19 protein-coding genes are annotated in these 19,298 nt (G+C 66.7%); 11 read left to right on the plus strand and 8 right to left on the minus strand.

The genetic code is table 11. The features are described 5' to 3' along the window. Positions 1–77: 77 nt before the first annotated feature. Together GH664_RS14450 and GH664_RS14455 are read right to left on the minus strand one after the other, a co-directional pair. The gene (locus GH664_RS14450) at positions 78–1,268 is read right to left on the minus strand and encodes an acetate/propionate family kinase (protein ID WP_153168784.1); all 1,191 of its coding nucleotides are present in this window, start codon (positions 1,266–1,268) and stop codon (positions 78–80) included. Further along, on the minus strand, positions 1,265–2,677 hold the full coding sequence (locus tag GH664_RS14455; RefSeq protein WP_153168785.1) for a bifunctional enoyl-CoA hydratase/phosphate acetyltransferase: 1,413 nt from the start codon (positions 2,675–2,677) through the stop codon (positions 1,265–1,267). The genes GH664_RS14450 and GH664_RS14455 overlap by 4 nt, the downstream gene beginning before the upstream one ends. Before the next feature lie 194 nt (positions 2,678–2,871). Between GH664_RS14455 and glmU the strand changes: the two genes are divergently transcribed. The 5 genes from glmU to GH664_RS14480 all read left to right on the plus strand — a co-directional run bounded on the left by glmU (position 2,872) and on the right by GH664_RS14480 (position 8,198). Next, the gene (gene glmU / locus GH664_RS14460) at positions 2,872–4,233 is read left to right on the plus strand and encodes a bifunctional UDP-N-acetylglucosamine diphosphorylase/glucosamine-1-phosphate N-acetyltransferase GlmU (protein WP_153168786.1); all 1,362 of its coding nucleotides are present in this window, start codon (positions 2,872–2,874) and stop codon (positions 4,231–4,233) included. 102 nt (positions 4,234–4,335) lie between these two features. Next, positions 4,336–6,162 carry a glutamine--fructose-6-phosphate transaminase (isomerizing) gene (glmS, locus tag GH664_RS14465; protein ID WP_153168787.1) on the plus strand — a complete coding sequence of 609 codons (1,827 nt, stop codon included), beginning with the start codon at positions 4,336–4,338 and terminating at the stop codon, positions 6,160–6,162. A 71-nt stretch (positions 6,163–6,233) separates the two neighbouring features. Next, on the plus strand, positions 6,234–6,662 hold the full coding sequence (locus GH664_RS14470) for an antitoxin Xre/MbcA/ParS toxin-binding domain-containing protein (RefSeq protein WP_153168788.1): 429 nt from the start codon (positions 6,234–6,236) through the stop codon (positions 6,660–6,662). Then, positions 6,662–7,117: an RES family NAD+ phosphorylase gene (locus tag GH664_RS14475; protein WP_153168805.1), complete on the plus strand. Its 456-nt coding sequence runs from the start codon at positions 6,662–6,664 to the stop codon at positions 7,115–7,117. The genes GH664_RS14470 and GH664_RS14475 overlap by 1 nt, the downstream gene beginning before the upstream one ends. A 379-nt stretch (positions 7,118–7,496) precedes the next feature. Then, positions 7,497–8,198: a PEP-CTERM sorting domain-containing protein gene (locus GH664_RS14480; protein WP_153168789.1), complete on the plus strand. Its 702-nt coding sequence runs from the start codon at positions 7,497–7,499 to the stop codon at positions 8,196–8,198. Between the two features lie 22 nt (positions 8,199–8,220). Here the strand turns inward: GH664_RS14480 and GH664_RS14485 are convergent, their stop codons facing one another. Both GH664_RS14485 and GH664_RS14490 read right to left on the minus strand, forming a co-directional pair. Next, positions 8,221–8,559: a zinc ribbon domain-containing protein YjdM gene (locus GH664_RS14485; RefSeq protein WP_153168790.1), complete on the minus strand. Its 339-nt coding sequence runs from the start codon at positions 8,557–8,559 to the stop codon at positions 8,221–8,223. Between the two features lie 196 nt (positions 8,560–8,755). After that, a complete protein-coding gene (locus GH664_RS14490; RefSeq protein WP_228111528.1) occupies positions 8,756–9,289 on the minus strand; it encodes a hypothetical protein in 534 nt (177 codons plus the stop codon). A gap of 77 nt (positions 9,290–9,366) precedes the next feature. Here GH664_RS14490 and GH664_RS14495 point away from each other — a divergent pair, with 77 nt between their 5' ends. Then, positions 9,367–9,993 (plus strand): ParA family protein, encoded by a 627-nt coding sequence (locus GH664_RS14495; RefSeq protein WP_153168791.1) that lies wholly within the window; start codon positions 9,367–9,369, stop codon positions 9,991–9,993. Between the two features lie 18 nt (positions 9,994–10,011). On the opposite strand, the gene GH664_RS14500 is transcribed toward GH664_RS14495, so the two are convergent. After that, positions 10,012–11,352: a D-serine ammonia-lyase gene (locus GH664_RS14500; protein WP_153168792.1), complete on the minus strand. Its 1,341-nt coding sequence runs from the start codon at positions 11,350–11,352 to the stop codon at positions 10,012–10,014. A gap of 19 nt (positions 11,353–11,371) precedes the next feature. After that, positions 11,372–11,977, minus strand: a complete 606-nt coding sequence (locus GH664_RS14505; protein WP_153168793.1) for a hypothetical protein — start codon at positions 11,975–11,977, stop codon at positions 11,372–11,374. Positions 11,978–12,146: 169 nt separating this feature from the next. Between GH664_RS14505 and GH664_RS14510 the strand changes: the two genes are divergently transcribed. Continuing rightward, positions 12,147–12,971: an alpha/beta fold hydrolase gene (locus GH664_RS14510; protein ID WP_153168794.1), complete on the plus strand. Its 825-nt coding sequence runs from the start codon at positions 12,147–12,149 to the stop codon at positions 12,969–12,971. Positions 12,972–12,997: 26 nt separating this feature from the next. Here GH664_RS14510 and GH664_RS14515 read toward each other — a convergent pair whose 3' ends face one another. After that, positions 12,998–14,089: a tartrate dehydrogenase gene (locus GH664_RS14515; RefSeq protein ID WP_153168795.1), complete on the minus strand. Its 1,092-nt coding sequence runs from the start codon at positions 14,087–14,089 to the stop codon at positions 12,998–13,000. Between the two features lie 96 nt (positions 14,090–14,185). Here GH664_RS14515 and GH664_RS14520 point away from each other — a divergent pair, with 96 nt between their 5' ends. Then, positions 14,186–15,100 (plus strand): LysR substrate-binding domain-containing protein, encoded by a 915-nt coding sequence (locus GH664_RS14520; RefSeq protein ID WP_153168796.1) that lies wholly within the window; start codon positions 14,186–14,188, stop codon positions 15,098–15,100. On the opposite strand, the gene GH664_RS14525 is transcribed toward GH664_RS14520, so the two are convergent. Then, a complete protein-coding gene (locus GH664_RS14525; RefSeq protein ID WP_153168797.1) occupies positions 15,101–16,024 on the minus strand; it encodes a LysR family transcriptional regulator in 924 nt (307 codons plus the stop codon). A 205-nt stretch (positions 16,025–16,229) separates the two neighbouring features. On the opposite strand from GH664_RS14525, the gene GH664_RS14530 reads away from it, so the two are divergent. From GH664_RS14530 to ttdB, 3 genes are read left to right on the plus strand one after another with little or no spacing between them, the layout of a single operon-like run. Beyond that, positions 16,230–17,531: an MFS transporter gene (locus GH664_RS14530; RefSeq protein WP_153168798.1), complete on the plus strand. Its 1,302-nt coding sequence runs from the start codon at positions 16,230–16,232 to the stop codon at positions 17,529–17,531. Between the two features lie 48 nt (positions 17,532–17,579). Next, positions 17,580–18,479, plus strand: coding sequence for a L(+)-tartrate dehydratase subunit alpha (gene ttdA / locus GH664_RS14535; RefSeq protein WP_153168799.1), 900 nt, complete (start codon positions 17,580–17,582; stop codon positions 18,477–18,479). After that, a complete protein-coding gene (gene ttdB / locus GH664_RS14540) occupies positions 18,476–19,084 on the plus strand; it encodes a L(+)-tartrate dehydratase subunit beta (RefSeq protein ID WP_153168800.1) in 609 nt (202 codons plus the stop codon). The genes ttdA and ttdB overlap by 4 nt, the downstream gene beginning before the upstream one ends. The last annotated feature ends 214 nt before the right edge of the window (positions 19,085–19,298 follow it).

Below are 19,298 nucleotides of genomic sequence, written 5' to 3' on the forward strand. Positions count from 1 at the left end.
GATCTGCGAATCGCGGTCAAGCCCGCTCCCACGACGGATGCAGTGCCGTGGGAGCGGGCTTGACCGCGATCCTTGCCTTACAGCAGCCCCAGTTGCTCCACCGTGTAGCGCGCGATCATCAGCTCCTCGTTGGTCGGCACCACCGCCACTGCGACGCGACTGTCGCGGCTGTCGATGCGCGCGGCGTCCTTCGCATTGGCGTCGGCGTCGATGTGCACGCCCAGCCAGGCCGACTGCGCGGCGACCTTCTGGCGTACCAGGGCCGCGTGCTCGCCGATGCCGCCGGTGAACACCAGCACGTCCAGCCCGCCCGCGGCGGCGGCCAGCGAGCCCAGCTCGCGGGCGATGCGGTAGCAATAGAGGTCGACCGCCTCACGCGCCTCGGGCGCTTCGGAGGCCAGCAGCGTGCGCATGTCCTGGCTGATGCCCGACACGCCCAGCAGGCCCGACTCCTTGTACAGCAGCTTCGTCAGCGCCTTGGCGTCCATGCCCTTCTGCTCCATCAGGTAGAGCATCACGCCGGGGTCCAGGCTGCCGGTGCGGGTGCCCATCATCAGGCCCTCGACTGCGGTGAAGCCCATCGTCGAGGCGACGCTCCTGCCCTCGCGCAGTGCGCAGGCCGACGAGCCATTGCCGAGATGGCAGATCACCACCGCGCCATGGGCGCGCTCGCCGACCACATCGGGCAGCGCGCGCGCCACGTAATCGTAGGACAGGCCGTGGAAGCCGTAGCGCTTGACGCCTTCCGCGGTGAGCGCGCGCGGCAGCGCATAGATCTGTGCCAGCACCGGCTGGGTGCGGTGGAAGGCGGTGTCGAAGCAGCCCACCTGGCGGATGCCGGGCATCAGGCTGGCGACCGCGCGCACTGCACGCAGGTTGTGCGGCTGGTGCAGCGGCGCCAGCGGCACGAAATGGTCGAGCTCGGCGAGCACTTCGGGTGTCAGTTCCACCGGCGCGCTGTAGCGCTCGCCGCCATGCACCACGCGGTGGCCGGCGGCGACGATGTCGAGGTCCGGGTTGTTGGCCGTCAGCCAGCGGAACAGGTGCGTCAGCGAGTCGCGGTGCTGCTGCTCGAGCTGGGTGCTGGAGGTGTCCACCGCGACCGTGTTCCTGCTGCCGTCGGCGGTCTTGGTGGTCAGCTCGGGCGTGGCGCCGATGCCTTCGACCTGGCCGGAAATGGCGGGGGTGGTACCGAGCGCGCCGTTCAGCGGATACAGCGCGAACTTCAGGCTCGACGAGCCCGCATTGAGGATAAGTACGGCTTTCATGCCTTCACCGCCTCCCGGCGCCTGTGGGCCATCAGTTGCACGACCGCGCACGACGCGGCGCGGGTTTCGGCGGTGTCGGCACGGCTGGTGAGCACGATGGGCACGCGCGCGCCCAGCACCACGCCGGCCATCAGTGCATCGGCCAGGTATTCGAGTTGCTTGGCGATCATGTTGCCGGCTTCGAGGTCGGGCACCACCAGGATGTCGGCGTTGCCGGCCACCGCCGAGCGGATGCCCTTGGTCTTGGCCGCGACCAGCGACACCGCGTTGTCGAAGGCCAGCGGCCCGTCGAGCAGGCCGCCCTTGATCTGGCCACGGTCGGCCATCTTGCACAGCGCCGCAGCTTCGATGGTGGAGCGCATCTTCGGATTGACGGTTTCCACCGCGGCGAGGATCGCCACCTTGGGCTCGGCCAGGCCCAGCACATGGGCGAGGTCGATCGCGTTCTGGATGATGTGCACCTTGTCCTCGAGCGTGGGCTCGATGGTGATCGCCGCGTCGGTGATCATCAGCGGATGCGGGTAGGTCGGCACGTCGGCGAGGAAGACGTGGCTGATGCGGCGGCCGGTGCGCAGGCCGGTCTCACGCGCCACGACGGCGCTCATCAGCTCGTCGGTGTGCAGCGAGCCCTTCATCAGCGCCTCGGCCTTGCCATTGCGGCACAGCGCCACCGCGGTGGCTGCGGACTCGTGGCTGTGGGCGGTGTCGACGATCTCGAAGCGGCTGATGTCCAGGCCATGTTCCGCGGCCACCGCGCGGATCTTCGCTTCCGGGCCGACGAGGATGGGCGTCACCAGGCCGGCTTCGGCCGCCTGCACCGGGCCGGCGAGCGACTCCTTGTCGCACGGGTGCGCCACCGCGATGGGGATGGGCGACAGGCCGGCGGAAATCGACAACAGGTGGCTGTAGCGCAGCTCGCGGTCGGAGATCGTCACGTCGGGCAGATGCACGCGCGCACGCTTGATCTTCTCGGTGGGAGCGGCCACCTCGGCGGTGCCATCGATGACCTTGAGCCCATCCTGATTGACCGCCAGGCAGTCGAACACGATGTGGTGGTTGTGCTCGTACTTTTCCTTGCAGGTGACGGTGATCGTCAGCGTGTCGCCAATGGTGATCGGGCGCCAGAAGTTGAGGTTCTGCGAAACGTAGACCGTGCCCGGGCCGGGGAACTCGGTGCCGAGCACGGAAGAGATCAGCGTGCTGCCCCACATGCTGTGGCCCACCACCTCGCGAAACTGGCTGGAGCGCGCGAATTCGGGGTCGACGTGCGTCGGATTGACGTCGCCGGACATCGCCGCGAACAGGTGGATGTCTTCCGGACGCAGCGTGCGCATCAACTGGGCGAAGTCGCCGCGCTGGATCTCGTCGAAGGTGCGGTTCTGGATGTACTGCTGGGTCGAGCGTTCCATGGCGGAGTTCTCTGAGTGCATTGCAACATGAGGATTTTATTCGTTAGCGGCCCGAAGCATGATGAACTGAACAACAATTTTGTGCATCGCATCATCAATTTGTTTCAGGCCGTTGCCATGAAAGCATTCACGGATCCGGGGCGAGGCTGCGTGCTACCATCGCGCCGAAATCGTCTCCTTTCTGGAAGAGTTGCATGGAAGTCGTGATCCTCGCTGCCGGCCAGGGCAAGCGCATGCGTTCGGTTCTGCCCAAGGTCCTGCAGCCCATCGCCGGCAAGCCGATGCTGGCGCATGTCATCGATGCTGCGCGCGCGCTCGAAGCGAAGCGCATCTGCGTGGTGTACGGCCATGGCGGCGAGGTGGTGCGCGAACGCCTCGAGGCGCCCGGCCTCGCCTGGGCGCGGCAGGAGCCGCAACTGGGCACCGGTCATGCGGTGCAGCAGGCGCTGCCGCACCTGGCGGACGGCGACCGCGCGCTGGTGCTGTATGGCGACGTGCCGCTGATCGGCGTGCCCACGCTGCGTCGGCTGGCCGATGCTGCCGGCGCGGATCGCCTCGCGCTGCTCACCGTGGAACTCGACAACCCCACCGGCTACGGCCGCATCCTGCGTGATGGCGCCGGCCGCGTCACCCGCATCGTCGAGGAAAAGGACGCCACCGACGCCGAGCGCAAGGTGCGCGAGGTCAATACCGGCATCCTCGTCGCCCCGGTCGAGCGCCTGCGCAACTGGCTGGGCCGCATCGGCAATGACAACGCCCAGGGCGAGTACTACCTCACCGACATCATCGGCCTCGCGGTGGCCGAGGGCGTCGAGGTCGTCACCGTGCAGCCGGATGCCGTGTCCGAGACGCTGGGCGTCAACAGCAAGCCGCAACTGGCTGAACTCGAGCGTATCCACCAGGGCAACATCGCCCGCCGCCTGATGGATGAGGGCGTCACCCTGATCGACCCGGCGCGCATCGACGTGCGCGGCGAACTGGTGTGCGGTCGCGATGTCGAGATCGACGTCAATTGCGTGTTCGAAGGCCGCGTGGAGCTGGCCGACGGCGTGCGCATCGGCGCCAACTGCGTGGTGCGCGACGCGCGCATCGGTGCTGGCACGCGCATCACGCCGTTCTCGTTCATCGACGGCACGACGATGGACGCCGACTGCCTGGTCGGCCCCTACGCCCGCACCCGTCCCGGCACCACGCTGGGCAAGGGTGTGCATCTGGGCAACTTCGTCGAGATCAAGAACAGCACCATCGCCGACGGTTCCAAGGCCAACCACCTGGCCTACATCGGCGACGCCGACATCGGCCGCAAGGTCAACATCGGCGCCGGCACCATCACCTGCAACTACGATGGCGTGAACAAGCACCGCACGGTGATCGAGGACGAGGTCTTCATCGGCTCCGACACCCAGCTCGTCGCGCCAGTGCGTGTCGGCCGCGGCGCCACGCTGGGCGCGGGCACCACGCTGACCAAGGACGCGCCCGCCGAGCAACTCACCGTGTCGCGCGCCAAGCAATTGAGCATCGCCGGCTGGAAGAAGCCGGAAAAGAAGAGCCGCTGAAGTTACTGTAGGAGCGGGCTCGACCGCGACCGCACGCGCCTTGTCGCGGTCGAGCCCGCTCCTGCATGGCAATACCGCAGACCTAACGAAGGAATCCCCGCCATGTGTGGCATCGTCACCGCCATCTCCACGAACAATGTCGTGCCTGTGCTGCTCGAGGGCCTGCGCAAGCTCGAATACCGCGGCTACGATTCGGCCGGCCTGGCCGTGCTGTCGGGCGAGCTGGTGCGGTTGCGGTCCGCCGGCCGCGTCGCCGAGTTGGCCTCGCTGGCCGATGCCCGCCGCCTGACGGCCAACATCGGCATCGCCCACACGCGCTGGGCCACGCACGGCGTGCCGTCGGAGCGCAACGCGCATCCGCACATCTCGGGCGGCCTCGCCGTGGTGCATAACGGCATCATCGAGAACTTCGAGGCCATCAAGCACAGCCTCCAGGCGCGCGGCTACGTGTTCGAGTCCGAGACTGACACGGAGGCCATCGCCCACCTGGTGCACAGCAAGCTCGACGCCACGCCCGACCTGTTCGAGGCGGTGCGCCTGGCCACCAACGAGCTGGTGGGCGCCTACGCCATCGGCGTCGTCGCCGAGGCCGACCCCTTCCGCGCCATCGTCGCGCGCCGCGGCTCGCCGCTGCTGCTGGGCGTCGGCGAGGACGGCATGTACGCCGCCTCCGACACCGCGGCGCTGCTGCAGGTCACGCGCAAGGTGGTGTATCTGGAAGACGGCGATCTGGCCGAATTGCGCCTCGACAGCTACCGCATCGTGCGCCAGGACGGCACGCCGGTGGAGCGCGAAGTGCATATTTCCAGCCTGTCGGCCGATGCGGTCGAGCTGGGCCAGTTCCGCCACTACATGCAGAAGGAAATCTTCGAGCAGCCGCAGGCGTTGGGCAACACGCTGGAGATGATTGCAGGCGGCGCCGGCATCAGCCCTCAGCATTTCGGCGCACGTGCCGCCGAAGTGTTCGACGGCGTAAGGCGCGTGCTGGTGCTGGCCTGCGGTACCAGCTACCACGCTGGCCTCGTGGCGCGCTACTGGATCGAAGCGATCGCCAGGATCCCGGTCACCGTCGAGATCGCCAGCGAATACCGCTACCGTGAATCCGTGCCGGATGCCGACACGCTGGTCGTCGTCATCTCGCAGTCGGGCGAGACTGCCGACACGCTGGCCGCGCTCAAGCACGCCAAGGCGCTCGGCATGCAGCGCACGCTCGCCATCTGCAACGTGCCCGAATCCGCCATCGTGCGCGAAACCGCGCTGCGCTTCGTCACCCGCGCCGGCCCCGAGATCGGCGTCGCCTCCACCAAGGCCTTCACCACCCAGCTCGCCGCCTTCGCGCTGCTCACGCTGTCGCTCGCCAAGCTCAACGGCCGCCTGTCCGAAGCCGACGAAACGCGCCACCTCGTCGCGCTGCGCCACCTGCCGGTGGCGGTGCAGAAGGTGCTGGAGCTCGAACCCGAGATCGAGAAGTGGGCGCAGCGCTTCGCCGGCAAGGAGCACGCGCTCTTCCTCGGCCGCGGCAGCCACTGGCCCATCGCCATGGAAGGCGCGCTCAAGCTCAAGGAAATCTCCTACATCCACGCCGAAGCCTACGCCGCCGGCGAGCTCAAGCACGGCCCGCTCGCCCTGGTGGACAAGGACATGCCGGTGATCGCCGTCGCTCCCGCCGACGACCTGCTGGAAAAGCTCAAGTCCAACCTGCAGGAAGTCCGCGCCCGCGGCGGCGAGCTGTACGTCTTCGCCGACGCCGGCAGCGAAATCCCCGAGACCGAAGGCGTGCACATCCTGCACATGCCCGAGCACTACGGCATGCTGTCGCCCGTGCTGCACGTGATCCCGCTGCAGTTGCTGTCGTATCACGCCGCGCTGGTGAAGGGGACGGATGTCGACAAACCGCGAAATCTGGCGAAATCGGTCACAGTGGAGTAATGACGCGGCACTTGATATCCGGTATCACATGATCCATATTCAGCTCATCATGTGATACCGGAGTTCCGGCCGTGCAACTGGTCACCCCTGAACAGATCGCCGCAGTGATGGCGCTCGCACCCGCGCCGCACTCTTTTGCCGAACTCGACGAGCAAGTCGCCGAGGGGTTACCCAAGGCGGCGCTGAAGGCCGGTGTCGAGCGCCTGGGGCGCAACGCCGACGAGCGCCGCACACTGCTTCACCGCGTCGTGCCCGAGGCGACGTTCAAGCGCCGTCGCGACCGTCTCAGCCCTGCCGAATCCGAGAAAACCGAGCGTCTCGCGCGCGTGTATGCAAGCGCGCGTCACGTCTGGAACTCGGACGAGGGCGCGCTCGCCTTTCTGCACGCGCCGCACGCGATGCTGGGCGGGCAGCCTCCGCTCGAGGTTGCGATGACCGAGCTGGGCGCGCGCCGCGTCGAGACCCTGCTGTGGAGGCTGTTCTACGGTATCGCTGCGTGATGCGCATCTACCGCATCGCCGACAGGCGTCACCTGATCTGGGATGGAACCGGGGCCGCGCTGCTGGGCGGGCGATGGAACAGCCCGGGGCGTCCTGCCATCTATGGTTCGCTGAGTTTCGCCTGCGCGATGCTGGAGATCCTCGCGCATGCCGGTATCGGACGCATTCCCGACACTCAGCAGAGCGTAATCGCCGAGGTTCCCGACGAGGATGCGCTGATCGAGCGCCATGAGCAGGCGAGCTTGCCGGACGGCTGGGATGAAGAAGACAGCGGCGTGGCGCGCCTCTTCGGTGACGACTGGCTCGCGTCGCGGCGAAGTCTGGTGCTGATCGTGCCGTCCGTGGTCGCACGGCTGGAGTTCAACGCCGTCGTCAATCCGTCGCACCCGGATTTGTTCAGGCTGAGGGTGAGCACGCCAGAGCCGGTGGTGTGGGATCAGCGCTTGTTCAGCTGACTGAAGAGCGTGACAGGCCCAGCATAAACTGCCCGAACGATGGCTCCCCTCGCTGGCACCCCTTTTATTCCCCTCTATCCGGAAACGGACAATTTGCGGTTGACGCCCTTGAGCGAGCTATGGCGCGCATCGCAGGTCACCCTGCGCAGGGGCGACAGGTGCCAGGTCGTCCTGTCGGGCGAAATGCTCGTCGGATTTTTTTACACTTCGCGCTCATCAGTATCCACGCCGGATTCGTGCCCGGCGCGCAAGCTCAGGCGATACGCGGGCTTCATGCTTAAGGAATGAAATTTGCATGAAATCGAGCCGGCACAGCTACCCGCCTCGCGGGCTGGGCAGGTGCCGCTCCAGCGCTTCGTCATAAGGGATATCGCCGAACATGAACCTCGTCGTCCAAGCCTGCCGCACCGCCACCGCGTGTGCCGTCGTCACCCTTGCCCTCGGCGCCGCCGCCACCAGCGCGCACGCCATCACGCTCGCCATCGACCCCAGCCAGAGTTCGGTGACGTATACGCCGGGCGGCTTCAGCTTCGGCGGGCTGGATGGCGGCTCGACGTCCACCGCGCCGCAGACCTTCACCCTTTCCGGTCGCTTCGATGTCGCGCAGGAGACCGTGCCCATCACCCTCTCCTTCGACCCGCTCACGGTCGTGGACCGCGAGCAGATCCGCTTCGAGGCCATCGCGGTGAATAGCGGCGGGGCGGCGACGGCGGGCTTTGTCTTCCCCACTTATTTCGCGGTGCTGACAGGCCAGGCGTTCGCTGCCAGCGAAGACCCCTGCACCTGGTTCCCGTCCACCGGTTCCTGCAGCTCGATGGGCTCGTTCGGCAGCTATGCGGGCAGCTTCGACGGCACCACCCTGTCGATGACCGGCACCGACTACGCGGGCGACTTCTTCCCGAGCACGTTCGAGTTCACCGTCGTCGCCCGGGTCGCCGCCGTGCCCGAGCCCGGCACGCAGGCCTGTCTTGCGATCGGTGCATTTGGGCTGGGCGCTGCACGTCGCCGCCACGGCGGACGGACGGCGCGGCCAACACGGCCCGCGCTTGAATGCCATGTGGGAAGCGACAAAAGGGAATGAACGGCCGCGGGCTGGGGCCGCGTCAGGCCTTCCTTACAAACTCCGACTTCAACCCCATCGCGCCGATGCCGTCGATCTTGCAGTCGATGTCGTGATCGCCGTCGACCAGGCGGATGTTCTTGACCTTGGTGCCGACCTTCACCACCGCCGACGAGCCCTTGACCTTCAGGTCCTTGATGACGGTGACGCTGTCGCCGTCCTGCAGCACGTTGCCGACGGCATCGCGAACGATGCGCACCTCCTCCGCCGCAGCGGCCGCGGTTTTCGGCCACTCGTGCGCGCACTCGGGGCAGACGAACATCTCGCCGTCTTCATAGGTGTATTCGGAACTGCACTGGGGGCACTTGGGGAGGGCGTTCATGTATCCGTGTCTCGGAAGAATCTGATATCGAGCGCTAACGAGCAAATTCGAGCGAATTCGAGCGTGATCGAGGGATCAGCATCGTACATGAACGCCATGCCGGGGCTGAAGGATCGCCATCGACTGCACAGGCGGCACTGGCGTGATCGACGTCAGGCGCGGGCGCTGCGGCAGCCGGGCGATGCCCCGGGGCGAATCACTTCTTCGGCCGCCCGGTCTTGATCCGATCGACGAGTCCGATCGCCTTCATGAATGCCGCATCGTCGGCGCGTGCAAGCATCGCCAGCCCGGCTCGCACCAGCTCGCTCTTCTTGATCTCGGTCTTGCCGGCGAGCGCGCGTTTCTTCAGCGTGGCGAACAGCGCGTAGTCGTCGGCGGGCAGGGTGAAGCTGTCGCGCACGAGCTTCGGCTTGGCCGGCGCGTGCTTCTTCGCCTTGTCTGCCTTGGGCGCCTCCGCGGGTGCCGCGGCCTCGACGGCCGCGGCCTCGGCCGCTGCGGGCTTGCTGGCCGGGCGTGCGGGTGCCTTGGCGCGCGCTGGGGGCTTGACGGCGCTGGCCGGCGCCTTCGCGGTCCTGGCCTTGGGGCTCGACCTGGGGCTCGACTTGGGCGGGGGTTCGGTGGCAGGCTGGGGCGAGGGCGCGCTTTCGGCGGGCGTCTTCACCCCGGTGGTGGCTTGCTCGGCAGCGGATGCCGCGGCGGCGTTCGGCGTTGACTGGGCTTCATCGTGCATGTTGAGCTCCCGGGTGAGATGACAGGAAATAAACGGTATAAACAATTTATAACTTTATCGTGCCAGGAGCAATCAAGATGCGCAGGATCATGGTCGCCAATCCCAAAGGCGGGAGCGGCAAGTCGACTCTGGCGATACATCTGGCGAGCTGGTTCGCGAGGAACGATGAGCTTGTCTATCTGGCCGACCTCGACCGGCAGCAATCCACGCGCAACTGGCTCAAGGAGCGGCCGGGCCACCTGGCTCCGATCCATCACTGGGAGGTCGACAGCGACGAGTTCGACAAACCCCCCGCGAATTGCAACGTCGCCGTCCTGGACACGCCGGCGGGGCTGCACGGAAAGCGGCTGAAGCTCTTCCTGAACGAGATGGACAAGGTCTTGGTGCCGGTTTCGCCCTCGCGGTTCGACATGCTCGCGTGCCGTGAATTCTTCGAGGAACTCTCGGAAATGAAGGCGGTGCGCAAGGACCGGGTCGACATCGGAGTGGTCGGCATGCGCGTCGATCCGCGCACGATCGCATCCCGGCAACTGGTTGACTTCCTGCAGCAGTTCGATCTGCCGCTCATTGCATGCATCCGCCAGGCGCAGCGCTACGTCCATGCGGTCGAGACCGGCGTGACGCTGTTCGATGGCGGCACCGTCGACCCGGTCGACCAGATCCAGTGGAAGCCCTTGCTCGACTGGCTGGTCAGGCGGCGCTGAACCGCATGATGAGAGCGGTCAGATCTCCCTGAGGGCCGCCAGCGGCGTCGCAGCTTCACCCCCGCAGGCGGCCGCCTTGCGCAGGAAGCGCTCGTGCTCCTGCGCTGGCACGAAGGCGCCGCCGGTCGTCCAGAAGAGGTGGGTTGCGCGCTGCGCTTCGCTTCGCAGGTGTGGCGGACAACGCGGTTGGTGGAAGAGCGGCAGGCCGAGGAAGGCGGCAGATGAGGAAGGCTCGATACGGATGCCGCTGCGCTCGTCGAGCGCGGCCAGCACGCGGAAAAGGTCGTCGTCGCTGACGGTGTAGAGGCCGTCGAGCACCTCCCTGACCAGCAGGTAGACGCGCTCGGAGGCCTGCGCCACGGCGAGGCCGTCCGCCTCGGTGACGTTGTCGAGGCCGATGTCGTACACGGACGCAGGGCCGTCGGCAGACAGCATCCTCACCAGCATGGCCGGCGACGCGGTCGGCTCGGCGAAGAAGCAGCGCACGGCGTCGCCATACACATGCTTGAGGCCGAAGGTGATCCCGCCCGGTGCGCCGCCGACCCCGCAGGGCAGGTACACGAACAGTGGGTGTTCCGCGCTGGGCACGGCGCCGGCGGCCGCGAGCTGGTCGCGCAGGCGGAGGGCGGCGACGGCGTAGCCGAGGAAGAGGTCGAGCGAATTCTCGTCGTCAACGAAATGGCTGCGCGGGTCCTGTTCGGCTTCGGCGCGGCCGGCGGCGACCGCGGCCGCGTAGTCCCCCTCGTGCTCGATGACGATCACGCCGCGATCGCGCAGGCGGGTTTTCTTCCATTCCTTCGCGTCCCGCGACATGTGTACGATGGCGCGGAACCCGAGCGCGGAAGCCATCACGCCGATGCTGAGGCCGAGGTTGCCGGTGCTGCCCACCGCCACCGTGTGTTGCGCGAACAGGGCACGTGCCTCGTCCGCCAGCAGGGCCAGCTTGTCGCCTCCGGGCGCGATCAGTCCGTGCGCGGTGGCCAGCGCGGTGGCGTGGGTGAGGACTTCGAAGATGCCGCCCCTGGCCTTGATCGAGCCCGCGACCGGCAGCGCATGGTCCGCCTTCACGAAGCAGCGGCCAGCGAGCGGCTCCGGGCCGAACGCCCGCGCATGGTCGAAGGCCAGCAGCGGCGATTCGATCAGTCCGGCGTCGGCGGTCAGCTCCGGGAAGAGCCGCGCGAGGGCCGGCGCCCAACTGCGCAGCAGCCCGTCGGCCGCCTCGATGTCGCGCACGCCGATGCCTTGCTCGGCCGCCACGACCTCGAGCGCGAGCGCAGCCGGGCGAAGCTGCGGGTTCAGCCACAGGAAGGGAGTCTTGCTGCGCAGCAGCGTCAGCTCTTCAGCCGGAAGGGATGGCATGGTTTCGGTCTCCTCGTTTTCAGCGCAACGGCATGACCCACTGGCTGCAGTGCGGCTGGACGCCGTCCCAGCCGACCAGCTCGGGCCGCTGCATGGTCGAGCGCACGACGCCCGTCGAGGCGTCGAACATCACGTCGAAGAACGCCTGGCCGTTCCATTCGTCGCAGTAGCGCCACTCCCAGACGAGCTCGTTGCGCCAGGCGAAGTAGGCGGTGCCGCTGGCGAGCGCGGGGCCGAGCAGGCGCAGCACCGCGGCGCGGTCGCTCCGGCCGGGCTCGATGCGCGCGAAGTGCTCGATGTTGAGCACTTTTTCCAGCCGCTCCAGGCGTCCGTCCGGGGCGAGGAAGGCCATGAAGGTTTCCGTGCCGGCCGGCCCGTGCGGATAGGCCAGTTGCTCGCGGCCGTCGGCGTCCAGCCAGCGCATCGCGGGCTCGCCCAGCGCAGCGAAGACGTCGTCACGGCTCGACACGCCCTGCTGCAAGGGGGCCGGCGCCAGCGCGGTGCACGCGGCGGCGAGCCAGGATGCGCCTGCCGTCGCGCACCACCTCAGGCAGCGCCGGAGCGTGGATGCACGCCGCTGGCCCAGCGTCGCTCTCGTCAACCTCGTCAACCTCGCCGCGCTCATCGTGTCGCGCTCCCGCCCATGCTGATCCAGACATCCAGGCTGGCAGACTACCAAAACTTCGTGCTTCGGCACTGGCGGTGGTCGCCGGCTTGAGTTGACGTAAACGTCAACAAAAATACAATGGCTGAAACAGATCCATTGACTCACACCCCCTTTCGACAAAGACCTCATGACGACCGCCCGCGAGCCCTCCGACATCGCCGCCAGCGACCACTGGGTCGAGCACCCGCAAGGGCGCATCTTTGCCCGCGTGTGGACGCCCGCAGCGCGCGAGATCTCTTCCGCCGCCGTCGCGCCCATCGTGCTGCTGCATGATTCCCTGGGCTGCGTCGAGCTGTGGCGCGACTTTCCGGCGCAACTGTGCGCCACCACCGGGCGGCGGGTGATCGCCTACGACCGCCTCGGCTTCGGCCGCTCCGATGCGCGCATGGCGCCGCCGGCACTGGATTTCATTGCCGACGAGGCGCAGACGTTCTTCCCCGTGCTTCGCGCGCAGCTCGGCTTCCAGCGCTTCATCGCCTTCGGCCACAGCGTGGGCGGCGGCATGGCGGTGTATTGTGCCGCGGCGTTCGGCGACGATTGCGTGGCCCTGATCACCGAATCGGCGCAGGCCTTCCCGGAAGAGCGCACGCTGGCCGGCGTCGCCGAGGCGAAGGAGCAGTTCAAGGGCGAGGCGCAGTTCGGCCGGCTGGTGAGGTATCACGGCGACAAGGCGCGCTGGGTGCTCGACGCGTGGACCGAGACCTGGCTGCATCCCGAGCACGCCTCGTGGTCGCTGGCGCCGGTGCTGCCGCAGGTGCGCTGTCCGCTGCTGGCCATCCACGGCGAGCATGACGAGTACGGCTCGTCGCGCCACCCCGAGATGATCGCCGGGCTTTGCGCCGGCCCGTCTCGGCTGGCGATCATGCCGGACACCTACCACGTGCCGCACCGCGAGCAGCCTGCGGAGGTGCTCGCGCTGGTGACCGCGTTCATCGCGCAGCTCGACGCCTGATCCCCGAGGGCGGAGGATCGCGGGACTTACCGGTCAGCCTGCTGCAGCACCGCGGCAATCGCAGTACCCACTTCTGTCGTCGTCGCCTTGCCGCCCATGTCGGGCGTGCGCGGGCCTTCCACCAGCACGGTCTCGATCGCCTTCAGCACGTCGTCGTGCGCGGCCCTGTAGCGCGCGTCGCCGTTGCCGAGGAAGTCGAGCATCATCGCGCCCGACCAGATCATCGCGATCGGGTTGGCGATGCCTTTGCCGAAGATGTCCGGCGCCGAGCCATGCACCGGCTCGAACAGCGACGGGAAGCTGCGATCCGGGTTCAGGTTGGCCGACGGCGCGATGCCGATGGTGCCGGCGCAGGCCGGGCCGAGGTCGGACAGGATGTCGCCGAACAGGTTGGAGGCGACCACCACGTCGAATCGTTCCGGGCTCAGCACGAAGCGCGCGGCGAGGATGTCGATGTGGTACTTGTCCCAGCGCACCTCGGGGTAGGACGGCGCCATCGCCTCCACCCGCTCGTCCCAGTAGGGCATGCTGATGGCGATGCCGTTGGACTTGGTGGCGGAGGTCAGGTGCTTCTTCGGCCGCTGCTGCGCCAGCTCGAAGGCGAACTTGAGGATGCGGTCCACGCCCTTGCGGGTGAACACCGATTCCTGCAGCACGGTCTCGCGCTCGGTGCCTTCGAACATGCGCCCGCCCACCGCCGAATACTCGCCCTCGGTGTTCTCGCGCACCACGTAGAAGTCGATGTCGCCCACCTTGCGGTTGGCGAGCGGGCAAGGCACGCCGGGCATCAGCCGCACCGGACGCAGGTTCACATACTGGTCGAACTCGCGCCGGAACTTGAGCAGCGAGCCCCACAGTGAGATGTGGTCCGGCACGGTCGCAGGCCAGCCCACCGCGCCGAAGTAGATCGCCTCGAAGCCGCGCAGTTGCTCGAACCAGTCGTCCGGCATCATCTTGCCGTGCTGCAGGTAGTAGTCGCAGTTGGCCCATTCGAAGGTCTCGAACTCGAGGCCGATGCCATGCTTGCGCGCCGCCGCCTGCAGCACGCGCAGGCCTTCCGGCATGACTTCCTGACCGATGCCGTCGCCGGCAATGATGGCGATCCGATGGTTCTTCATCCTTGGTCTCCTTGACCCGTCGGGGAACGGTGCAAAGAATACCGTCCACCGCGATCGCAATAATCTCCGGAAATGTGACTGCATGGGTCACGAATCGTGAACGCAAAACCCCTGCTCGAAGATCTGCGCCTGTTCTGCGTCGTCGTGCGCAACCGCAGCTTTGCGGCGTCGGCGCGCGAGCTGGGCGTGTCGAAGGCGGTGGTCAGCAAGCGCATGGCATTGCTCGAGGCGGCGCTGGCGACGAAGCTGCTGCACCGCACGACGCGCAGCGTGTCGTCCACCGCGCAAGGGAGCCTCGTCCACGCGTGGGCGCAGCGCATCCTTGACGACGTCGAGCAGATGGCCGAAGCGCTGTCGCAGGAGAGGGCGGCGCCGAGCGGCCTGCTGCGCCTGTGCAGCAGCTCGGGCTTCGGCCGCAACCGGCTCGCGCCGGCGCTGTCCGAGCTGGCGCGCCGCTTCCCTGCGCTGGAAATCCAGGTCGAGCTGCTGGATCGCCCGGTGGATCTGGTGGGCGAGGGCTTCCAGCTCGACATCCGTGTCGGTCAGGTGCGCGAGGGGAACGTCATCAAGCGCCGGATCGCCCGCAACCGCCGTGTGCTGTGTGCGTCACCCGCTTATCTGGAGCGTTTCGGCACGCCGCGGTCGCTCGATGAGCTCAAGGCTCATCGCTGTATCCCCATCCGCGAGCGCGACCAGGATTTCGGGCGCTGGGAGCTGGAAGGCCCCGAAGGCCTGGCGGTCGCCAAGGTCAGCGGACCGCTGTCCGCCAACAACGGCGAGATGGTGCGCGAGTGGGCGATCGACGGTCACGGCATCATCCTGCGTTCCACCTGGGATGTCGGCCGCGAGATCGACGCCGGCCTGCTGGTGCAGGTCTTGCCCGAGTACTTCCAGCCGGCGGATGTCTGGGCGGTCCATCCGTCCCGCCTGTCCGCATCGGCCAGGGTCAAGGTCTGTGTCGAGTTCCTGGAGGACTGGTTCGCGCAGGCCGGATTGAGCGAGCGGGCGTAGCTACCAGTTGGCCCGGCCCGCGTCCGGCCCGTCGGCATGGTGCCCGAGGTAGCTGCGCAGATGCTCGACGAACGCGCTGACCTTGGCGGACAGGTTCAGACGCTCCGCATACACCGCATGAATGTCGGCGGGCGGCGTGTCGTAGTCCGCCAGCACCTGCACCAGGCGGCCGCTGCGCAGGTACTTGGCGACATCCCACTCGGCCCGCATCAGGATGCCGTGGCCGTCTAGCGCCCAGTTGAGCGCGACCTCGCCATCGTTGGTGCTCAGCTTGCCGCGCACCTTGATGGTTTCCGTCTGCCGGCCGCGGCTCAGCCGCCAGTTGCCGTAGGCAACATCGTTCTGCCGCAGGACGATGCATTGATGCTGGTGGAGGTCCTGCGGATGGGCAGGCAGGGCGGCACCGCGCAGATAGGCCGGCGAGGCCACCAGCAGGCGCCGGTTGTCGGCGATCTTCCTGGCGACCAAGCGAGAGTCCGGCAAGTCGCCGAAGCGGATCGCGATATCGATGGTGTCGTCCGGCAAGCTGACGGGCCGGTCGGTGAGGTGAAGCTGCACGTCGACGTCCGGATACGCCGTGATGAACGCCGAGATCGCCGGCCCGACGTAGGAGCGGCCGAAACCGAGCGGCGCATTGACCCGTAGCATCCCCTTTGGTGCGGCGCGGCTGCTCGAGACTAGGCGCTCCATCTCCTCGATGTCGCTCAGGATGCGTTGCGCGTTCGCGTAATACACCTCCCCCTCGCTGGTCAGGCTGACCCGGCGCGTCGTCCGGTTGAGCAGGCGCACGCCGAGCCGCTCTTCCAGTTGCGACAGGCGGCGTGACACCGCCGGCGGGGTCAGGTTCAGCTCCCGCGCGGTCGCCACGAGGCTGCCTTGCCTGGCCAGCAGGCAGAAGAAGGCGAGTTCCGAGTTGGCGTGCATTCGTAAATTATTTGCAATGATGTTTTAAATATCAATCGATTCATCTGTTCTCAGGAAATTTTAACCTGCGCTCCACGTTGTACCCGACAGAAAAAGGCAGCGCATCGAGCCGATGGCACGGGCAAGGCCATCAAGCCGCGGAAGACGGTCAGCAGGTCGGTGCCGACGGCATCGATCAGTCATCGAACAACAGTGGAGACATCCCATGGAACTGGATATCGAAAAGCGGACATTGCGCCGGATCACCTGGCGCATCGTGCCGTTCATCATGCTTTTGTACTTCGTCGCGTATATCGACCGGGTCAATATCGGCTTTGCCGCGTTGACCATGAAGGAGGACCTCGGCTTCACCGCCTCGATCCTCGGTTTTGGCGCAGGCATCTTCTTCTGGGGCTACTTCCTGTTCGAAGTGCCGTCCAACATCATCCTGCACAAGGTCGGCGCACGGCTCTGGATCGCGCGGGTCATGGTCACCTGGGGGATCATCTCGGCCGGCATGGCCTTCATCGAGGGGCCGACCAGCTTCTACATCATGCGCTTCCTTCTCGGCGCGGCAGAGGCGGGCTTCTTCCCCGGCATCATCCTTTATCTCAGCTACTGGTTCCCGGCTCGCCATCGCGCAGGCGTGACGGCCTTCTTCATGGCCGCGGCGCCGCTGTCGACGGCACTGGGGTCGCCGCTGTCGGCGGCCTTGCTGGAAATGAACGGCGTCATGGGTCTGCACGGCTGGCAGTGGATGTTCATCCTCGAAGCAGTGCCGGCGTTGATCCTCGGTGTGGTCGTGTTCTTCTACATGACCGACAAACCGGAAAAGGCGAGCTGGTTGAAGGATGACGAACGTGCCTGGCTGGTCAAGGCCATGCAGCAGGAAAACGCTGGCAAGGCCGGCAGCGCCGGGCACGGCATCCTGAGCGGCCTCGCCAATCCGCGGGTGCTGGCGCTGGCCATGATCTACTTCGGTACTTCGGCCGGGCTGTACACGCTCGGTATCTGGACGCCGCAGATCATCAAGCAACTGGGCGTGTCGTCCATGACCGTCGGCTTCCTGAACGCGATCCCGCCCATCGTCTCGGTCGTCGCCATGGTCCTCTGGTCGCGGCATTCCGACCGTACCGGCGAGCGCACCTGGCATGTCGTCATCGCCTGCGTCGCCGCCACCATCGGCTTGATCGTTGCCGCCGGCTCCAACAGCATCGTCGGCCTGATAGCGGCGCTGACGCTGGTCAACATCGGTATCAGTTGCGCCAAGCCGCCGCTGTGGAGCATGCCGACGATGTTCCTCTCGGGCGCCGCGGCCGCCACCGGGATCGCGACCATCAACTCGATCGGCAACCTCGGCGGCTTCGCCGGCCCGGCCATGATCGGCTGGATCAAGGACCAGACCGGCAGCTTCAACGGCGGTCTCTACTTCGTCGCCGGCCTGCTCGTGCTCTCCGCCGTACTGACCATGGTACTGGGCCGTTCCCAGAAACCGGCGGTGACGACGGCCAAAGCGGCCGCTCATTGAAATCGCCCCATCCCCACACGCACCGACACATCGCAAGAGGAGCAAGACATGGACAAGGAAACCGCCGTTCAGTCCCTGACGGACACGATGGCCAAATTCACCGCCTACATCGGCAAACGGCTGCCCAAGGACGTGAAGGCCAAGCTGGCCGAGCTGCGCACGCTGGAAACCAATCCCCTGGCCAAGTCGGTCTATGACTCGATGGCCAGCAACCAGGAGGCGGCGGACAAGCTGAACCGGCCGAGCTGCCAGGACACCGGCGTTATCCAGTACTTCGTCGAAGCGGGTGCCAACTTCCCGCTGCTTGGCGAACTGGAAGAGATTCTGCAGGAGGCGACAGCGGAGGCGACCCGCATCGGCCCGCTCCGCCACAACGCGGTCGAGACCTTCGACGAGAAGAACACCGGCACCAACACCGGCACCAACATTCCGTGGCTGGACTGGCGCATCGTGCCGGAGAAGGACAATTGCACCATCGACGTCTACATGGCGGGCGGCGGCTGCACGCTGCCCGGCGCGGCCAAGGTGCTGATGCCGGGGCAGGGTTACGAAGGGGTCGCCGAGTTCGTCATGGACGTGATCACCGAGCGCGGCGTCAATGCCTGCCCGCCGCTGCTGGTTGGGGTCGGCGTGTCGACCTCGGTCGAAACCGCTGCGCGCCTTTCCAAGCTTGCGATCATGCGTCCGGTCGACTCCAAGAGCGCCAACCCGCGCGCCGCGCTGATGGAAGAACTGCTCGAGCAGGGCCTCAACGAGATCGGCATCGGCCCGCAGGGCCTGACCGGCAACAACAGCGTGATGGGCGTCAACATCGAATCGTCAGCCCGCCATCCCTCCACCATCGGCGTTGCCGTCAATACCGGCTGCTGGGCGCACCGCCGCGGCAAGATCCGCATCAACGCCGACATGTCCTACGAAATCCTTTCCCACGAAGGAGTGGTGCTGTGAAAAAGATCCTGACGACCCCCATCCGGGACGAAGACCTGGAAGACCTCAATGTCGGCGACGTGGTGTATCTTACCGGCCGCCTGGTGACCTGCCGCGACGTTGCGCATCGCCGCCTGATCGAACAGGGACGCGAGCTTCCGGTCGATCTCGAAGGCGGCGCGATCTTCCACGCTGGCCCCATCGTGCGGAAGAAGGACGACGGCAAGTTCGAGATGGTTTCTATCGGCCCCACGACGAGCATGCGCATGGAAAAATTCGAGCGCGAGTTCATCAGGCAGACCGGCGTGAAGCTGATCGTGGGCAAGGGCGGCATGGGGCCCGAGACAGCGGCAGGCTGCCAGGAGAACAAGGCGGTGCACGCCATCTTCCCGGGCGGCTGCGCGGTGCTGGCGGCAACGCTGGTCGAGGAGATCGAGGGCGCCGAATGGCAGGATCTGGGCATGCCCGAGACACTGTGGATCAACCGCGTACGTGAGTTCGGCCCGCTGATCATCTCCATCGACACCAAGGGGAACAATCTCATCCAGCAGAACAAGGGCGTGTTCAACGAGAAGAAGAAGCCGGTGCTGGAGAAGATCAGCAAGCAGTTGAGCTTCATCAAATAAGCAGCAGTGTAGAGATGGGCGGCGTTTCACTGCCGCTCCGCGGGCGAGCCTGCGTGCGTGGCAAGACATTCCCCTTGGAGACAGATGTGGACGAATTGATACGCGCAGCAGCGCTCGACTACCACCGCTACCCGCGGCCGGGCAAGATTTCAGTGACGCCGACGAAGGTGCTGTCCAACCAGCGCGACCTGTCGCTGGCGTATTCGCCCGGGGT

The sequence above is a fragment of the Thauera sp. 2A1 genome (assembly GCF_009469595.2).
Taxonomy (GTDB): domain Bacteria; phylum Pseudomonadota; class Gammaproteobacteria; order Burkholderiales; family Rhodocyclaceae; genus Thauera.